This is a genomic window from Bacteroides sp. 2_2_4, assembly GCF_000157055.1.
GTDB classification, from domain to species: domain Bacteria; phylum Bacteroidota; class Bacteroidia; order Bacteroidales; family Bacteroidaceae; genus Bacteroides; species Bacteroides ovatus.
The window spans coordinates 53,220-71,996 of record NZ_EQ973370.1 but is presented as its reverse complement, the minus strand read 5'-3'; the positions used below and the strand labels follow the sequence as shown (position 1 = coordinate 71,996).

The 18,777-nt window shown below is 42.5% G+C and carries 9 protein-coding genes; 3 read left to right on the top strand and 6 right to left on the bottom strand.

Annotated elements, in window-relative coordinates; genetic code table 11:
- Positions 1-2: 2 nt before the first annotated feature.
- The 6 genes from BSCG_RS03605 to BSCG_RS03630 form a co-directional block, all read right to left on the bottom strand.
- Complete coding sequence (locus tag BSCG_RS03605; RefSeq protein ID WP_008777241.1) at positions 3-1,415, bottom strand: hypothetical protein; 1,413 nt, start codon at positions 1,413-1,415, stop codon at positions 3-5.
- Positions 1,416-1,418: 3 nt separating this feature from the next.
- Positions 1,419-4,082, bottom strand: coding sequence for a glycoside hydrolase family 2 TIM barrel-domain containing protein (locus BSCG_RS03610; RefSeq protein WP_008777240.1), 2,664 nt, complete (start codon positions 4,080-4,082; stop codon positions 1,419-1,421).
- 11 nt (positions 4,083-4,093) lie between these two features.
- Positions 4,094-6,208 carry a BACON domain-containing protein gene (locus BSCG_RS03615; protein ID WP_008777239.1) on the bottom strand — a complete coding sequence of 705 codons (2,115 nt, stop codon included), beginning with the start codon at positions 6,206-6,208 and terminating at the stop codon, positions 4,094-4,096.
- Positions 6,209-6,233: 25 nt separating this feature from the next.
- The gene (locus tag BSCG_RS03620) at positions 6,234-7,847 is read right to left on the bottom strand and encodes a RagB/SusD family nutrient uptake outer membrane protein (RefSeq protein ID WP_004306542.1); all 1,614 of its coding nucleotides are present in this window, start codon (positions 7,845-7,847) and stop codon (positions 6,234-6,236) included.
- Between the two features lie 14 nt (positions 7,848-7,861).
- Positions 7,862-10,921, bottom strand: coding sequence for a SusC/RagA family TonB-linked outer membrane protein (locus tag BSCG_RS03625; RefSeq protein WP_004306541.1), 3,060 nt, complete (start codon positions 10,919-10,921; stop codon positions 7,862-7,864).
- A gap of 131 nt (positions 10,922-11,052) precedes the next feature.
- Positions 11,053-15,084 (bottom strand): hybrid sensor histidine kinase/response regulator transcription factor, encoded by a 4,032-nt coding sequence (locus BSCG_RS03630; RefSeq protein ID WP_004307915.1) that lies wholly within the window; start codon positions 15,082-15,084, stop codon positions 11,053-11,055.
- A gap of 380 nt (positions 15,085-15,464) precedes the next feature.
- Here BSCG_RS03630 and BSCG_RS03635 point away from each other — a divergent pair, with 380 nt between their 5' ends.
- From BSCG_RS03635 to rsgA, 3 genes are all read left to right on the top strand, one after another.
- Positions 15,465-16,376 (top strand): DMT family transporter, encoded by a 912-nt coding sequence (locus BSCG_RS03635; RefSeq protein WP_008777236.1) that lies wholly within the window; start codon positions 15,465-15,467, stop codon positions 16,374-16,376.
- Between the two features lie 51 nt (positions 16,377-16,427).
- Entirely contained in the window at positions 16,428-16,988 is a 561-nt protein-coding gene (gene frr / locus BSCG_RS03640) for a ribosome recycling factor (RefSeq protein ID WP_004299198.1), read from the top strand.
- A gap of 99 nt (positions 16,989-17,087) precedes the next feature.
- Entirely contained in the window at positions 17,088-18,020 is a 933-nt protein-coding gene (gene rsgA / locus BSCG_RS03645; RefSeq protein ID WP_004306535.1) for a ribosome small subunit-dependent GTPase A, read from the top strand.
- Positions 18,021-18,777: the final 757 nt, after the last annotated feature.

Here is an 18,777-nt window from a genome sequence, read left to right as displayed (position 1 = left end):
TTTTATTGATTGTTATTTGATTGTTGATCGAACCAGTCGGCTAAACGATAGGCATTGATATTCAATTCTTTCATAGCATCGGCCAACGGTTTATAAAGATTGTATTCATTATCTATCAGTCCCTTGTTAGAGTCCAGATTCGAAGGATCTGCTCCTTTTGCCGTCGGGTCATTATCCTGATAACGGAACCAGTGCCATCCGACACAATTTCCACTTTCCAATAATCCTAAAACAAAATGCTGATAGGCATATCCACGTTCCTGTTGAGTTTGAACGGTAAAACCTGCTCCTGTCGTATTCGCCAGTCCGGAATCCATTCCTTTCGTATAAAATTCCGTAATGATGAAAGGTTTTTGAGCCCATTCTCCCCAATGTTTCATGGTCTTCTCACTCGGCGTCCACGCTCCATAGTAGTTAATTGCAACGACATCACAATACCTGCCTGCCGCTTCCACAATCTGGCGGATAAACTTCGGTTTTCCATGTAAACGACTACCCAGATAGAGATGATTGGGATCATACTTCCGAATCGCTTCCGATACCACTTTATAATATCGTTCAGCTACCACCCCTGCAAACTCCTCCCGGTGCTCATCGGTTATTTGTTGCGAAGTAATTCCCTGCTTTTTCAACCAGGATTCCGCATACACTCTTCCCGGATCACCAGGGTTCTGTAAAGTCAGATAGCCTTCCAGATTCTTGGGTCCGAACGGAAGTTCATTATCCGAAAAATAACCAATGATGTTTTTATCCATTTTATTCGCAACCAGTTTTTGTGCCATCTCATCGCAATAAGTTTCGAATTCCGGATCAAAAACGAAAATACACTGATTAGGGTATCCCGTGTTACCAGGCAACTGATAAGTTCCTCCCCGTTTCTTTCCATATCCGCTCATCAAGTTGAGAATGATTGAGCGGGTCAAGACCTCCTTGTGGGATGCATTGTAAGAAGCAATCGCCTCTTCGTTACTCCAAGAGCCCGTACCGGAAAAGCCCAGTGAATGAATCATCTGTGCTGTTCTTTCGATCCATTTTTCTTCCGTACCAAATTTGTCCAGCATCGCTTGTTTATTGCGTTCGGAAGTCCCCAAACGTACTCCAACCACCACTTTCTGCAAATGCCGATATCCGTCGGGATCAATCATCCACCAACGATTTCCAATACGTTCTACTCTAAAAAATCCAGTAGCCCGGTGTTTCGGAGCATCCAAATCACTTCCATACTCATTTACATGCACTTTATCAGTAGCTTTAAAACCATCCAATTGAGCAATGGTACGGGTATCATACTCCTTCCATGGAAAATCTTTCTGTCCTTTCACCCACGGACGGGCAGTGACCTTAAATGTACGCCCCTGCCCATAACCCAACTGGGATAACAGCAGTAAAAACAATATAACTATACTATTTTTCATCTTCTAATATTCTTTTACGATTCGTATTGCATTTAAAATAGGCACAGACTCTACCGCTCCAAAACGAACGACAAGCCCTTTTCCCTGTGAAACCGGAACAATATACTTTTTAATGACCGCACGTTCGGAACCGTATTCTTCTGCAATATTCATTTGCCCGGCAACAGATACCCCATTTATATCCACAGAAAATACCCGGTTTGCATACTCCTCTTTCACCACATCATTTCCTAAATTATACACCAAAGCCTCTCTCTTATTTTCAGAAGTAAGTTCCGTCCAATACAAATATACAGCATAGACACCATCCGGCACATCCGCTTTAAAGGCCTCAATACCTACCCGTTGCGTTTGAAAGATAGGATCCTGATCCGTTCCCAGTATATCAGTGTCGCTGGCAGGCAAAGAACCGTAACGAGTCTTGTTCGGAGCCACTTCTCCGCCAATATATCCCCATGAGCCTTTTTCATAAGCCTGTTCCGGTATCCAGCACAGTTCTGCTGTCCGATCCTCGAAATAACGTTGAGCACCCAGTAATACATTGACTTCCGTAAAGCCGTTCTTCACATTGACACATTGGAAATTGCAAACATACTGGTCACGATATTCGCGTCCCTCTTTTTCAATTACAGCATCTACCACATTTTCTCCGTTGACAAAAGGAATATCCACAGAAACGACCTTATCCGATACCGGATATACTCCCAAACTCTTTCCATTTAAAAAGACTTCTACCTTATCTGTATTGGTATACACCTTCAAAGGTTGCGTACAGCTCTTTCCATCCCGACTGGCTCCTGCCCTGTTCTTCCACGATTTAGAAGCAATGTGCAGGACAGGTGCCTCTTTCAGATAAGCCTGATAAAGATAATATCCATCTTTACGTTCTCTATCCGTACTTACCAACCCTTTATTGTTCACATGAGGCATAGCGTTTCTTCTGGCTTCGGAATAAAAATCATTCAAGTTCCAAACCATAGCTCCCACGATATAATCCCTCTTTAGAATTTCAGGCAAGTAATGTTCGTGGTAGATGGAACCAAATTCACAACTAAAGTCAAACCGCATCGGCGAAAAAGAGTGAATACGAGTATCCACATCCGCCCCATATTCGGTAATGAGCAACGGTTTGTGAGGAAACTCCCTGTGAAGTTCTTCCAGTTTCTCTTCAAATCCACTCAAGCTACCACCATACCATCCATTATAAAGATTAAAACCCAATAGCATCGGTAATTCTGCAATTCCTGCTTCCTGATAGATTTGAGAAGTAGAATGACAAGGCAACATGGTATAGCGTTCCGAATCCAGACTTCTGATCTGCGCCTCAACCGCCGAAGCTATTTGATGAAGGAATGTCATGTAGTCCGCCCGTTCCGTCCTATTTTCCGGATTAAAAGGAGGACGCAAAAGCACTTCATTCATATAAGCCCAAATAATAACAGATGGATAATTATAGTTCTGACAAACCATCTCTGTCACCTGTTCCACGCAATTATCCATAAATGCCTTACTTTGAGTGATGGCATTCACTACTGGAATTTCAACCGAAGTCAATAGCCCTAACTTATCACACATCTGCATCACAACCGGATCTTGCGGATAATGAGCCACTCGCAGGAAATTACTTCCCATATCCTTACTCAACTGTACATCCCGAATATGCATTTCATCCCGCAAAGCATTTCCCATTCCTTTGTAATCCTGATGCCGACTGGTACCAATCAATTTCCGATATTTCCCATTCAAGAAAAAACCTTTCTCCGCATCAAAACGATATTCACGAATTCCCAGCGGATTGACAACACAATCGAGCACCTCCTCTTTTTTATTCTTCAGACGGCTATACACCTTATATATATAAGGAGAGTCTACATCCCAACGTTTAGGCTGCGTAATAGTCATGAGCGATTCAAAAGCTACATTCTTTTCTTCTGCCTTCACATTTACTTTCTTTTGTGAAAGCGCTACTCTGTTACCATCTGCATCCAAAATCTCCATTTCAAGAATCAATGATTGATTACTCTTCAAAGCATTGGACAAGAATGTCTTCACTGAAATATTTGCTTGCAAATCCGTAATCTTCGATGCTTTGAGATACACACCACTAGAAGCATAATGAGTAGTAGACAGTTGCACAGGAGAAGTATACACCAGATAAACATCCCGATAGATTCCCCCGAAGAAAGTAAAGTCCGCCGAAAGAGGAGCAATATCCGGATGATGCGAGTTGTCAACACTCACAGCTATCAGATTGCGTCCGGCATGGACATAATCAGTCACGTCAAACGTAAAAGCGGAATAACCACCTTTATGATTTCCAACAAACGTTCCATTCACAAACACATTCGTTTCTTGATTGGCTCCCTCAAAACTAAGATAGACTCTTTGTTCGGGAATCAGTTCCTCCACTGTCACCACTTTCCTGTACCAGCCTTTTCCCCGGAAATAACCGGGAATTTCATCATCTGCATCTTTTGCATTCCATGTATGAGGAATGGAAACATCAGTCCAACCGGAAATATCAAAGTCAGCAGTGGACGCGTCTCCCTCAAAGAGGGAGAACTTCCAACCATCATTAATCGTTTGCGTCACACGCTGACTATAAACCGTGCCGGTCATAACCAGTAACAAACAGGCTAAAATTATTTTTTGATATACCTTATACATACCTAATACCATTATTTCGAGATTGAACGGACTGCACGAACAAATCTTTTACCGTCTTTTTTAGCATTCGATTTATCCCAGGCAAGCGGTTTTCCAAAACGTACATAAAATGCGCTTGTACCGCTCGACGTTTCACGACTAGCCCAATAAGAATCTCCGGTAGCAGATGCTGCTGCCGTATTCATGATAGTTCCTCCTGCACCAGTAATCACTTGATCCCAAGCTGTACGGTTTGCTTTCTCAAAATCAGTAATCGCATCCGGGTTATTCTCCGTTGCATCTGCCACTGCAGTCCCATTATAAGTTTCAAACATCTGTTCCAAATCCGTTCTCGTAGGCCAATACCATCCGGAACCTTTATCCATACAATATTTAAGAGCGGGCATTTCTGCTGCATTCGGCAATGCTGCCAACGCAGTAGTATTTGCCAGGCCATTGTCATTGGATAAAGTTAAACCGGTAGAAGCCGGAGAGCTTGCCGTAGACCATGCCAGACTCTCTCTGTCCAACGACATAATCTTAGCTTTACCGCGATTAGTGCCATCTACCCAGAACACAATGCCCCCTTTTAACGAACCATTATCCGCAATCACCTGTCCCACCGTAAACTCGGAACTTAAAAGCCCTCTTTGTGTAATAGTAACTTCTTGTTTAGGTGCATTCGCTCCGCTTCCGGCTATTACCGTAGCAGTCGTTACCCGGTTAGAACTATTCAAATTAGGCGATAATGTCCAGAAATAAAGAGTTTTACTTGTTATATCAACATACGCTTTCACCCAAGACTCATCAGTTATATTTACTGTAAATTCTGTTTCATCAGAAATCATCGTTATTCCTTCTGATTTCGTCACAGCATCAGGAGTAATAGTCACGGCATTTGTGCTTAACTCGAGAGAAGCGCCTCCTTCAGCCGCAACATTCTGATTCACCGTTACCTCCACCGACTTAGCGGCTGTGCCAGTACCGGCTGTAACCGTAGCAACAGTCGTACGAACATCGCCAGTGGTATTTTTAGATTTTGCTTTGAACGTAACTGTTGTGCCCGAAATAGTATACGAAAGCCAGGAATCATTTGCCAAAGCCACACTAAATACCGTTTTATTGGATGTCAATGTCACATTTGCTTCCGCTTCATTAGCTCCTTCCAATGTCACAGGATTTGGATTAACCGTCAATGTTGCCGGTTCTTCAGGATAAGTATAATCACCGATTGTACGCATACATCTTACAAAACGGTTGGTAGCTGTTTTATTTCCTGCATCAGCTCCCGATTTACCGAAACGTACCCAATAAGCCTGATTACCTGCTGCGTTTTCCGTACTCGACCAATAGCTTTCGCCATTACCCGAACCGGCAGCCTCGTTCATCACATCACCTTGTAAATCAGTCAACATCTTATCAAATGCAGCACGTGCCGCCTTCTCTACTTCCGTCAGTTTATCAGGTACGGCTGAAACAAAATCCGGATCAGTATGTCCAACACCATTATAGGTATCAAACAATTCCCATAATTCATCGCGGGCAGGCAGATACCACCCGTCACCCAACGACTGGCAATATGCTACCGCATCATTTGCCGACGGAGAAGTGAACAAGGCAGAATTAGCATATCCGTTGACGGTGGAAAGTGCACTATGAGGCATCACAGAAGCCTCAAAAGGATTCCCTCCCTGACGTTTCACTGAAACCGCTTTTCCTACCATATTATCCGAAGGATCCACCCAGAAAATCATACCGATACCCTCATCCACACTTTGTCCTATCTTCAAAGAAAGATCCGGTTCTTTAGAATCCTGGGTAACCGTCACTTCTACTGTATATGAGCCGCAAGTCAGTTTCACGACAGCCGTTCTTGCATCTTCACCATCATTTTGTGTCAAGGCCGTGTAGACAACACTTTTTGAACTTACATCTACAGAAAGCCATTCTGCTTCGTACTGTGCAACAACCTGACCGACATTGGTATATAACAGCGACGTAACAGAAGAACCCGCCGCTTTCGCCAAATTTACTTTTGTATCTTTACAATTAAATTCAGGCATCACGCGTACCGATGCATCATCGACACAAGAAAGTAACCCCAGATTTAAAATCAATAAGAAGTATATTATTTTTTTCATATTCATTCATGTTTTACAGATAATCAATCGCTTAATACCAGTTCTCATTCTGTGGGAAATTCTCTTTCCCCATCAAGTCAATCTGTTCCTGTGGAATAGGCCAACATTCGTGCTTTCCAACCACAAAACTGGTACGGCATTCCGCATAATCTTTATCCAGATAAGGATTTTCAGCCTTCGTCTCGCCATAATGCGCTTTCACTCTTTCGCCCAAGAGTCCCAAACGTTTCAACAAAGGCCAGCGAACGCCTTCAAAATTCAACTCACGGGCATATTCATCCAAAAGTATATCCTGCGTCAGAGGACCTGCAAATTTATCATTTCCCGCACGTTCCCATGTTTTATTGTAACAGCGCAAAGCATCTGTACTCATACCTCCGTCACGACGCATATATGCCTCTGCCGCCATTAAGTAAGTTTCTGCCAGTCGATAGACAATCAGATCCTTGAAACCCGTTGTCCGGTCCGGATTATCAGCCATCGTCCATTGGTCAAAGTATTTTTTCGACATAAAATGCAGTGTTTCACAATAGCTGGAACTCTGTGTAAGAGGAATCAATTCTCCATATTTAGGAGAAGTAGGGTCATTGTATTTGAAACGGTGAACAAACAACTCATTATATCGCGTATCTTTTGCCTGATCGTACAGACTCAACAGATAGGTATTCGGATAAATACGTCCCCAACCATATCCACCCTGATCGGCCGTATTGATACAACCTGAAATTTTATTGATTCGGGTAGTGGTTTGAATAGAGACACGATGTCCGGCAACCGGAGTTCCGGAACCACCTCCACCCAAGTTTTGTGAATATTGGAAACTCCATAACACTTCCGGAGATTTCAAATCTGCCCCATTAAATACATTCTCGGCTTTCTTTTCCATCGAGTAGATGCCTTCCTGCTTAAAGATATCCTCACATTCCTCAATGGCTGTATCCCAATCTGACTCCCACATGGCAACCTGTGCACGAACATGCTTGGCAGTAGCTTTTGTTACCCGTCCATACAATACATTTCCATTATTTTGAGGAAGCGACCAGTCCAGCCCTTTCATGGCATCGTCCAAGTCAGTTGTAATCAGCGTCATCAGTTCTTCATGAGAAGCAGGTTTGTATTCCCGTTTCAGATTGTCGACGGTGGTCGGGGTGATATTCAGATAAAGACGGTCAAAGCGTTTCCAGAGTTCAAAATAGCTCCGTCCTCTGAAGAATTTCGCTTCACTCCATGCATGGAGCACATCGCTGTCATCCAGCCCCAGAGCTTCTGCGGCTACAATAATTTCATTTGCTTTTCCAATAATACCATAGTGATGTTTCCAGAACTTATTGACATCCCCAGTACTTGGAGTAAAACTCGTGTTCAAACGTCCGATTGAAGTAGAAACACCTGCTCTAAGTATCGCAATATCCGTATTAAAGTCACACATAGTAACGATGTACAGATTGGATTCATTATTATCCGCTCCACCCGGCAATTCACGAGCTAGGGAGTACAGACCTGTAACAGCTGTATTCAACCCTTCGGGAGTAGTGAACAGATAATTGTTCGTCACGTCTGTCTTTGATTCCAGATTTAATAAATCCGAGCAGGAAGCGGTCAACATTCCGCAGATGACAAAGGCTGTATATATTAACTTTTTCATAAGGATTCTTTATTTTAGAATGAAACATTGACACCAAATACATATTGTCTGGACTCCGGATAAGACCCGGGAGTCAGTTCGGGACTATAAGACTTAAATTCCGTAAATGTCAGCAAGTTAGTAGCAGTTGCATACAGACGTAATTTATGAATCGGAGTATTCTTCAATAGTCTGGCCGGGAAAGTATATCCCAATTGTAAGGTGCGTAAACGGATATAAGATGCATCCTGAATAGCGATGGCACTCAAATAAGCAGGGTCTGCGCTATAAGAAGGACGCGGGAATTCGTTCGACGGATTGAACGGAGTCCAATAATCCACCTTCACTCCATTCAGTTTTCCACGCAAAGAACCTCCGGAATTATAGTCATACAAATAACTATTCTTTATCTTTCTGCCGGAAACTCCATACCAATCCATGAACAAGTCAAATCCTTTCCAGTTCCATGTGGAAGAAAGAGAGACGGTAAATTTCGGATCTTTCCGGATAGGCACTCTGTCATCTGCCGTGATCTTTCCGTCTCCATTGTTATCACGTACCTTAACCATACCCGGTTCAATAGCGCCGCCGTAATCAATCGGGCTGTCGGCTACACCGTCATTGTTACTGTCATAGGTGTTTTTCAGCGTATATACCAGATTACCTGTACCATCACGAGTAATATCAAAATCATCATACTGAAAAATTCCGTCTACCAGATAATCATAATATACATTGATCGGTTCTCCGATAATCCATCCCTGTGCTACCTGACTGGCGGGTTTACCATTTTCATCGAGCGTATCGTCAATACGGACAATTTCATTCTTATACATACTGAAATTAGTTCCAAGCGACCAGGTAAACTCTTTCGTACGTATCACATCACCATTTAAAGAAAGATCGATACCACTGGATTTTGTCTTTCCCAGATTATCCAGCATAGTGGTATATCCAAGTGATGCATTCAAAGAGCGTTCCACCAATAAATCTTTCGTATGCGTATTGTAATATTCCACCGTACCATTCAGGCGACCATTGAAGAAACTAAAATCAACACCTAAATTAGCCGTTGCAGACTGTTCCCATTTCAGGTTCGGGTTAGAAAGCTCCTTACCCGGCAAATATCCCATCTGGAAAGTATCTCCAAACTCATATCCTTTATTATCTGCCAGCCCCAAAGTAGTGTAATTGCCGATACCGTTCTGATTACCAACAATACCATAACTGACACGTAATTTCAGGTTATCAATCCACGACACATCTTTCAGGAAATTCTCCTGATTGACACGCCAGGCAAAAGCAGCTGACGGGAATGTACCCCATTTATTTTCTTTTCCGAAACGGCTGGAACCGTCGCGACGAACAGCCACATTCAATAGATAACGGTCTAAAAGCGAATACTGTGCACGAGCCATGAACGACACCAGATTATTTTCATTAAACTGACGACGGGGCTTGCCTGTAAACTCACCTTGAGAAATGAAATTCCAATCTTTATCTACCGGAAGATTCTCTACTGAATAGCCGATAGACTTCGAGCCATTATGGTCGACAGACTGCACACCGGTCAACGTCAACTGATGTTTCTTATTGCGGATAGGCACTTTATAAGTCACAATATTCTCAACCAGCCAGTTCTGCGTGCGTGATTCGTCGAGCACAGCTGTTCCTCCGCCTCCCGGATATTGGGAATCTTTATAGGAACCGTCTTCAGATGTCTGATTATAAACGGAAGTATTCAGACGATAATTGAATCCCTTGAAAGGCTTCACATCCATAAAAAAGTTCAGGCGGTAATTATCACGAGAAACTTCACGTCCGTAATGTTGAGCACGGTACAAAGGATTATAATTTCCTTCCGAGTTGATATACTTTGTATATTTACCATCCACATCATATATTTCCGCCAATGGGGAACTGGTAATAAAATCATTAAAGTTACCATCCTCACGATCCTGTTTAGTCATCGCATAAGAAGAATTGATGCCAAAACTAATCCACTTTGATATTTCAAAGTCCAGATTCAACCTTAAAGAAAACTTCTGGTATCCCGATCCGGTAACCACCATTCCCTGTTGGTCAAAATAGTTGGCACCTGCCGATACTTTGATTTTCTCTGTTCCTCCACGTACACTGACATCATGATTATGGTAAATTGCATTTCTGAACATTTCTTTTTCCCAGTCGATAAACTTTCCGCTGGCCCATACCCGCTGCATAACCTCGTCTTCCAATGCCTCGGCTATCGAAATCTCACGTGCATCAACAATTCCCTTATCATGTGCCTTCGCTTCACGGCGAAGCTGCATATACTCTTCGGGAGAATAGAAATCAAAATTCCTCCAGAGAGACTGGATACCCAGATAACCATTATAACTGACTTCCACCTTTCCGGCTTTACCGCGCTTGGTAGTTACCAATACCACACCGTCACTGGCACGTGCCCCATAAATAGCCTGCGACGCAGCATCCTTCAGAATTTCAACCGACTCAATATCGTCCGCACTCAACGTGCTAAACTCCGTTGCACTAGAAGGAGAACCATTTATGATATATAAAGGAGCATTGTCCGCACTGATAGAACGGGAACCGCGAATAGTGATCGAAGGAGTCGATCCCGGACGTCCGGAACTACTCGTTACATTCACACCTGCGGCACGTCCACGCAGCATATCAGCCACATTGCCGGCAGGAAAGGTTTTCATTTCATCCGCTTTGACCGAGGCTACCGAAGTTGCCACGTCACTTTTACGCTGAACGCCATAGCCGACAACGACTAATTCATCGAGCATTTTCGACTCTTCTACCATATCCACATTCAGTACCGTTTTCGTACCGACACGTATCTTCTGTTCCTTATATCCTATACAAGAGAAAACAAGGGTAGATTTTGCAGATACGCTGATTGAATATTTTCCATTTACATCCGTCACTGTACCGTTAGTAGTCCCCTCCTCCATAATATTAGCTCCGGGGATTGGTCCAAGTGCGTCTGTCACAACTCCAGAAACTCTGACGTTTTGAGCACTAACCTCTAAAGAGATAAGAAAGGCTGTCAGGAACACAGCCCATTTAATTACGATGTTTTTCATACTATGTAATAATTTGAATGATTACAGTGCAAAAATCCAAATAATTAGTGATTTCGAATAATAGAATCGTCCGTATAAAAGTTCAAATAGTACAATTCTCACCAGGAGACAAATACATAAGACGCTATATATTAAGCGTTTGTGTATTTCCTCCGGTAAGCAGCCGGAGTAATATCATAAGCATTCTTAAAACATCGGATAAAATAACTTGGATTAGAAAAACCGTAATCAAATGCTATATCAGCAATCAGGGCATTGGGATCATTGATTAATTTTTCTGTTGCCTTTTTCAGTCTCAAAGATAAAATAAAGTCATTCGGGGTCTGTCCGGTCAATGCTTTCAGTTTGGTGAAAAGCAAAGTTCTGCTCATGCACATCTCACGTGCAAAAGTGGCTACGTCAAAGTCTGCGTTATCAATATAAGATTCCACAATCGCGGTAGCATCCATCAGCATCTTTTTATCGATCGGATTAAACGGAAGGTCTTCCACTTTAGGTTCATCATTCCGGGCAAACCGCTGCTGGAGCAGTTTACGAGTCTGGATGATATTGTTGCAACGGGCCACCAATATCTTGATATTGAAAGGTTTGGAGATATAATCATCCGCTCCCGTCTGCAAGCCCTCTAAGGTATGTTCTTCCCGGTTGCGGGCAGTCAGCAATACCACAGGAATATGGCTGGTCTGCAAATTGCTTTTCAACTTCTCGCACATCTCCAGGCCGGACATAACAGGCATCATAATATCACTCACAATCATCTGTGGTTGTAGTGAAGAAGCCTGCTCCAATCCTTCCTGCCCGTCGGCAGCCGTATATACATCATATATTTGTTCAAAAATCTGTGCCAACACCTTACGCATCTCCGGGTTATCCTCCACAATCAGTATTTTCACCGTTTTATCCGGCTTCACCATTTCCGAGATTTCTTGAGGCTCTATTACATAATGTCCGGCAACGCGTTCATCTGCAGAGGAAGATGCTTCCACATTCACATTTGCATCCCGGTGAAGAGTAACGATAAAAGACGTTATTCCATTCGGCTCACTTTCCACTCCGATAGTTCCCTGATGCAATTCCACAATTCCTTTCGCCATTGCCAACCCGATACCCGATCCTTTGACTGTCTGTGTAGTTGTTGCCGAGTCATCCTGCCAAAACCGTTCAAATACATGTTTGATCTTGGACTTTTCGATACCGACACCTAGATTATTGACTGAAATCACAATGTCATTCTCTCCTTCCGCTACCAATTCTACAGAAATCCAGTCACCGGGCTTCGTATATTTAAAAGCATTGGACAATAGATTATAGAATACTTTCTCTATCTGCGTCTTGTCAATATACAAATCCGCTTCTTTGAAAGTGGAAGAAAAGCGGAGATCGATCTTATTCAGCTGCGCATAACTATAGAAAGAACAACAAATCTCCTCTATCACCGCAACAATATTCTCTTTGGAAATTTTCAATTTCAGATATCCCTGATCCTGCTTACGGATATCAATCACTTCATCCACCAGATTATTCATCCGGCGGGAGTTCTTATAAATCTCCAAAATTTTATTATACACCTCGGGGATCATGTCTTTATGCATCAGGAGCATCTCAAGCTGACTGGATATAAGCGTTAACGGAGTACGGAACTCATGCGATACATTGGTAAAGAAACGTAGTTTGGACTGATTCACATTTTCGATATACTCTTTTTCCCGTTTCTCGGCCAATAGAGAATGTTGCAAGGTTTTCCGTATCCAGAACATACGGATAATATAACCTGCAATAAGGATACCTGCCAATATCATCAGCAAAATAAACCATGCTCGTTGATAAACGGGCGCCTCCACTATCAGCTCAAAACTGGCAGAAGGTGCTTCCTGGTCGTGAATGCGCAACTGGTCGCCACGAACATGAAAAGTATAACGCCCCGGATGAAGATTGGTATAAGTAACCATCGTATTATCTCCCGCCTTCATATATTCGTTATCAAATCCTTCAAGTTTATATTCCAGACCGATATTGGAAATATTATTCAGGGTATTGCTCGCTATCTCAAAAGTGACGGAAGAATACCTGGGCGGCAATACTAATTGATGTTCATACAATACCGTTTCCTTGATAAGTCCCAACGAATCAAGTGGTTGTATTTCCGTATTATCCACAAGCACTCGTTTTACGAACACATTATAATCCACAGACTGCTTGTTCAGTTTCTCCTGGGCTATGGAAACGATACCTGCTAGTCCACAGACATAAATATCGTGGTCGGACGTAATGTACAGCCCTCCGTCATTCACGTTATTCAAGGGAAAATCACTCTGCCTGTTATAGTTCTCGAATGTGGTAGTGGCTAGATTGAATTTAGAGAAACCGCCATTCGTTGCCACATAAATGGAACCGTCCAGCGGACTCTCTACCAATCCGGTGATAAATCCATTCTCCAATCCCTGCTTCGCTCCGTATCCTACAAAGGTGTCTTTCTTCTTATCGAATAGATAAATTCCCGATCCCGTCGATCCCAGCCATATACGTCCTTTTCTATCACATAGAATATGATTAATGTGATGCTGTGCCGTGCTCTGCGCTATTTGGGAGAAAGGATAACTACGGGAAGTACCCGCTTTCAAATTGACCCGTATCAAATCAAAAGAAGTGGTCAGCCATAAATCCCCTTCTTTATCAAACGTCATATCCCAAACCTGCGACAAATGTCTGGAAGCTAAAGAAGGATGTTCGAAATGATGCAACCGGAGATGTTTTTTATCCAATACAAGCAGCCCACCCTTGGCTGCTATCAATAAGGAATCATGACCGGCAAACTCTATCATTTTTACCAGATTATAGGCCCTGTCGACTGTTTTTCCTTCCGGAGTATCGATATTTTCCGTAATAGATTCTATATGTCCGGTCGACAGGTTAATCCGATTGATGCCCTGATAAAGCGAAGCTACCCAAAGATAATCCGGTTCTTTCTCATAATACAAAGACTTCACAATCTTAAAAGACAGCTCTTGAGCATATAAATGTTTAAGCGGAAAAAAGCGTTTGGCATATTTATCATAGTAGTTCAATCCACTTCCTTCACTTGCAAACCAGATCCGCCCGGAACAGTCTTCGGCAATGGAACTGATGATATAGGAATTCAAATGCCCGCCAACAGCCGTAGACGAACGGTAAAAGTGATAAGCATCATTCGCTACATTATAATATTGTATTCCCTGATAGAAAGTGCCCAGCCATAAAGTTCCCGAAGTGTCGTAATGCATCGAAATGATGGAACGTATATCGGCTGCCTCCACATTCAAGTCATATTCATAATCCGTAAACTCTCCGGTAGAGAGATTTAAAGTCTGCAAACCGGCGTAAGTTCCGATATACAGAAGACTATCATTGGCTTGTGTCACATGACGCACATTATCATGGTTGATTGTATTATCAGCCACTTTATTATATCTGTAATGAGTAAGCTCCCCATTTGCCTCCAACCGGGTAAGTCCCCGATTTCTGGTAGCTATCCAGATGCTCCCGTCTCTGTCTTCCGTAATCGAATTAACAGCCCCCACATCAATATGACGGGTGATATGAGCAGCCTGATCGATACAGTAAATACCCTTGGAAGAAGTACCCACCACCACGGTTTGATTCTGACGAACCATTAGACTGTTCATCAATATATCCTCTCCGTCCGAAGGGAATGAAAAGAATAACTCGGGCACTTGGTTGAGATCACGATAACGGTAGATTTCTTTTCCGGTAGCTATCCACAATGCGTCGTGCGCATAGCAGATTCCTGCAACTTCTCCTTCACGCAACACCTTAAAGCGGTTCAAACGCATGTCATAAAGAGTCACACTCTGCAAACTACGGATAAAAAGCAATCCTTCCTTGTTTCCGCAAACCTGCCGGATATTATTTATATTGATTGAATAGGGATTGGCGTTATCCGGTTTGAAGACTTCAAATTTACGACCGTCAAAGCGGTTCAGTCCGTCTTGAGTACCAATCCATAAAAATCCGAATTCATCCTGATAGAAACAATTGACCGTTTGATGCGAAAGTCCTTGCCTCACGTCTTTAAAACGCATATTGATATCCTTCGTCACATTTGCCATGCAACAAAGTCCCGATATAAACAGGCAATAAATAACAAGAAAGTTAGCTTTGGTCATCTGTGTTTTTCGATAATTCGGATACAATATTCGGGAAAATCCAAGATATATGCAAGTGTTTATGCAAAAACCTGATTGACTATTGCCTGTTAATTATCCCTCGGACTACGTATAACTAATCTCCCGATCGAATAAAATTAATCGTCTGACAGTTGTTAAACTTGCGTCTGACTACTGTTGAACTTTCGTCTGACAGTTGTCAGACGAAAAAGAATCAACTGTCAGACGATTAATTTTATGCATAAACAAGATTAGTATCCTCTTCACTAAGAAATAGTTTTTAGCATACGAAAGATTAAATTATACTACCAACCGCCTAAACGCTTGTTTATCATTGGTGAACTGCGTACTTTTGCACGCCATTAAAAAAAAGCAAAACAATGACCAACAAAACCAAAGGTTTTATCTATGGAGCGATTGCCGCTGCCAGCTACGGTATGAATCCTCTTTTTGCACTTCCGCTCTATGCAGCCGAAATGAGTGTCGATACCGTTTTATTCTACCGGTACTTCTTTGCGACAATCGTATTGGGTATTCTGATGAAAATGCAGCACCAGTCTTTTGCGCTTCATAAGGCAGACGTCTTGCCCTTAGTCATTATGGGATTGCTATTCTCTTTTTCATCACTACTTTTGTTTATGAGCTATAATTATATGGATGCCGGTATTGCTTCTACCATTCTCTTTGTCTATCCGGTGATGGTAGCAGTCATTATGGGGATATTCTTCAAAGAAAAGATTTCCGCAATTACCGTTTTTTCCATCCTGCTGGCACTTTCTGGTATCGCCTTGCTCTATCAGGGAGACGGAAACAAACCGCTGTCGACTTTGGGAATTATCTTTGTTCTGCTGTCCTCACTCTCTTATGCTATATATATAGTAGGTGTGAACCGTTCGACGCTGAAAAACCTGCCGACCACCAAGCTCACATTCTACGCAATTTTGTTCGGACTATCGGTTTATATCGTCCGTTTAAATTTTTGTACGGAACTGCAAATAATACCGTCAGCCTGGCTCTGGGCCGACGTGCTGACACTAGCCATTCTGCCAACTGCCGTATCTCTGATCTGTACCGCACTAGCCATCCATTATATAGGCTCTACTCCAACAGCCATACTGGGTGCTCTGGAACCTGTGACAGCTCTATTTTTCGGTGTTCTCCTGTTTCACGAAAAACTGACTCCCCGGTTAATGGTAGGTATTTTAATGATTATCACCGCTGTTACCTTAATTATCATCGGTAAGTCACTCATAAAAAAGATGGGAATGCTGTTGCAGATGAACAAAAAATAATATACTTTTGCTACTTAATCAATCAAAATGCAATTTTAAATCTCAAAAAATATGGTAGACGTAAAGACTTGCCTTGACAATGCACAAGAAAAAATGGATATGGCCATCATGTATCTGGAAGAAGCACTGGCACATATCCGCGCTGGAAAAGCGAGTGCCCGCTTATTAGATGGCATCCGCGTAGATTCTTACGGAAGTATGGTGCCTATCAGCAATGTAGCAGCAATTACCACTCCGGACGCCCGCAGTATCGTAATCAAACCGTGGGATAAAAGCATGTTCCGTGTCATCGAAAAAGCAATCATCGACTCTGACCTCGGTATCATGCCTGAAAACAATGGTGAAATGATCCGTATCGGTATTCCTCCTTTGACGGAAGAACGTCGTAAACAACTGGCAAAACAGTGTAAAGGAGAAGGTGAAACAGCTAAAGTTAGTGTACGTAACGCTCGTCGTGACGGTATCGACGCACTGAAGAAAGCTGTAAAAGACGGATTGGCAGAAGACGAACAGAAGAATGCGGAAGCCAAACTGCAAAAAATCCATGATAAGTATATCAAGCAAATCGATGATATGCTGGCTGAAAAGGATAAAGAAATTATGACTGTTTAATTAGTTGAGAATTGATAGTTGAGAGTTGATAGTTACTATGCAGTTACTGGATAATGCAACCAATTCTCAACTATCAACTATTAACTATCAACTAAATAAATGAAGGGATTAGTAATCAAAAACACGGGTAGTTGGTATCAGGTGAAAACCGATGACGGACAATCTATCGAATGTAAAATCAAAGGTAATTTCCGACTGAAAGGGATTCGCAGCACTAATCCTGTAGCAGTAGGCGATCGTGTTCAGATTATACTTAATCAGGAAGGCACTGCTTTTATCAGCGAAATAGAAGATAGAAAGAACTACATCGTTCGCCGTTCTTCCAATCTTTCCAAACAATCCCACATCCTTGCCGCCAATCTCGATCAGTGTATGCTGGTGGTAACGATCAATTATCCCGAAACTTCCACTATTTTTATTGATCGATTCCTCGCATCCGCAGAGGCCTATCGTGTTCCCGTCAAACTGGTATTTAATAAGGTAGATGCTTACGACGAGGACGAACTCCGCTATTTGGACGCACTCATCAACTTATATACACAGATCGGCTATCCCTGCTTCAAAGTTTCCGCAAAGAACGGTAATGGAGTGGAGGAAATCAAGAAAGCTCTGGAAAGCAAAATTACCTTATTCTCCGGACATTCGGGAGTCGGCAAATCAACTCTTATCAATTCCATACTGCCGGGCATAGAAACCAGAACCGGCGAGATTTCTTCTTACCATAACAAAGGAATGCATACCACCACTTTCTCCGAGATGTTTCCCGTAGAAGGAAACGGTTATATTATCGACACTCCGGGCATCAAAGGCTTCGGCACATTCGATATGGAGGAAGAAGAGATCGGACACTATTTTCCTGAAATATTCAAAATTTCTGCCGACTGCAAATATGGTAATTGCACCCACCGTCATGAACCGGGATGTGCCGTACGCAAAGCAGTGGAAGAACATCTCATCAGCGAATCCCGCTATACCTCTTATCTAAATATGTTGGAAGATAAAGAGGAAGGGAAATACCGGGCTGCCTACTGATTAACTCTTTTTTACTTTTTTCTTCTTTAAACCTTTCCCTTTGGGAGAAGTCTAATCTTTGATGACATATAATATAATTGCTATATACAATACTAAACCATGAATAAGAAGACTAAGTGGGGCATCATTATTCTTGTTGGTGCCGGAATCATCGGTGGAGGAATCTACTCACAATTACCGAAAAAAAACGACGAACTAGCAGCCGCCGACAAAGTAATGAGTGGCAATCAGAAAAGAGGAAAACAAGTACTAAATGTAAATGCCAAGGTCATAAAACCGCAATCCCTGACAGATGAGTTTACTACTACCGGTGTGCTTCTGCCGGACGAAGAGGTGGATTTATCTTTCGAGACTTCGGGCAAAATTGTAGAAATCAACTTCGAAGAAGGAACGGCTGTAAAGAAAGGTCAATTACTAGCCAAGGTAAACGACCGACAGTTACAGGCGCAATTGCAAAGATTGGTTTCACAATTGAAACTGGCAGAAGACCGTGTATTCCGTCAGGACGCTTTGTTGAAACGGGATGCTGTCAGTAAAGAAGCCTACGAACAGGTTAAGACGGATTTAGCTACCCTGAACGCCGACATAGAAATTATAAAAACCAATATCGAACTGACTGAACTTCGCGCTCCGTTTGACGGAATTATCGGACTTCGACAAGTCAGTGTCGGTACGTATGCCTCTCCGACTACAGTGGTTGCCAAACTGACTAAAATCGCTCCATTGAAAGTGGAATTCAAACCCTTTCGGTTCCAAC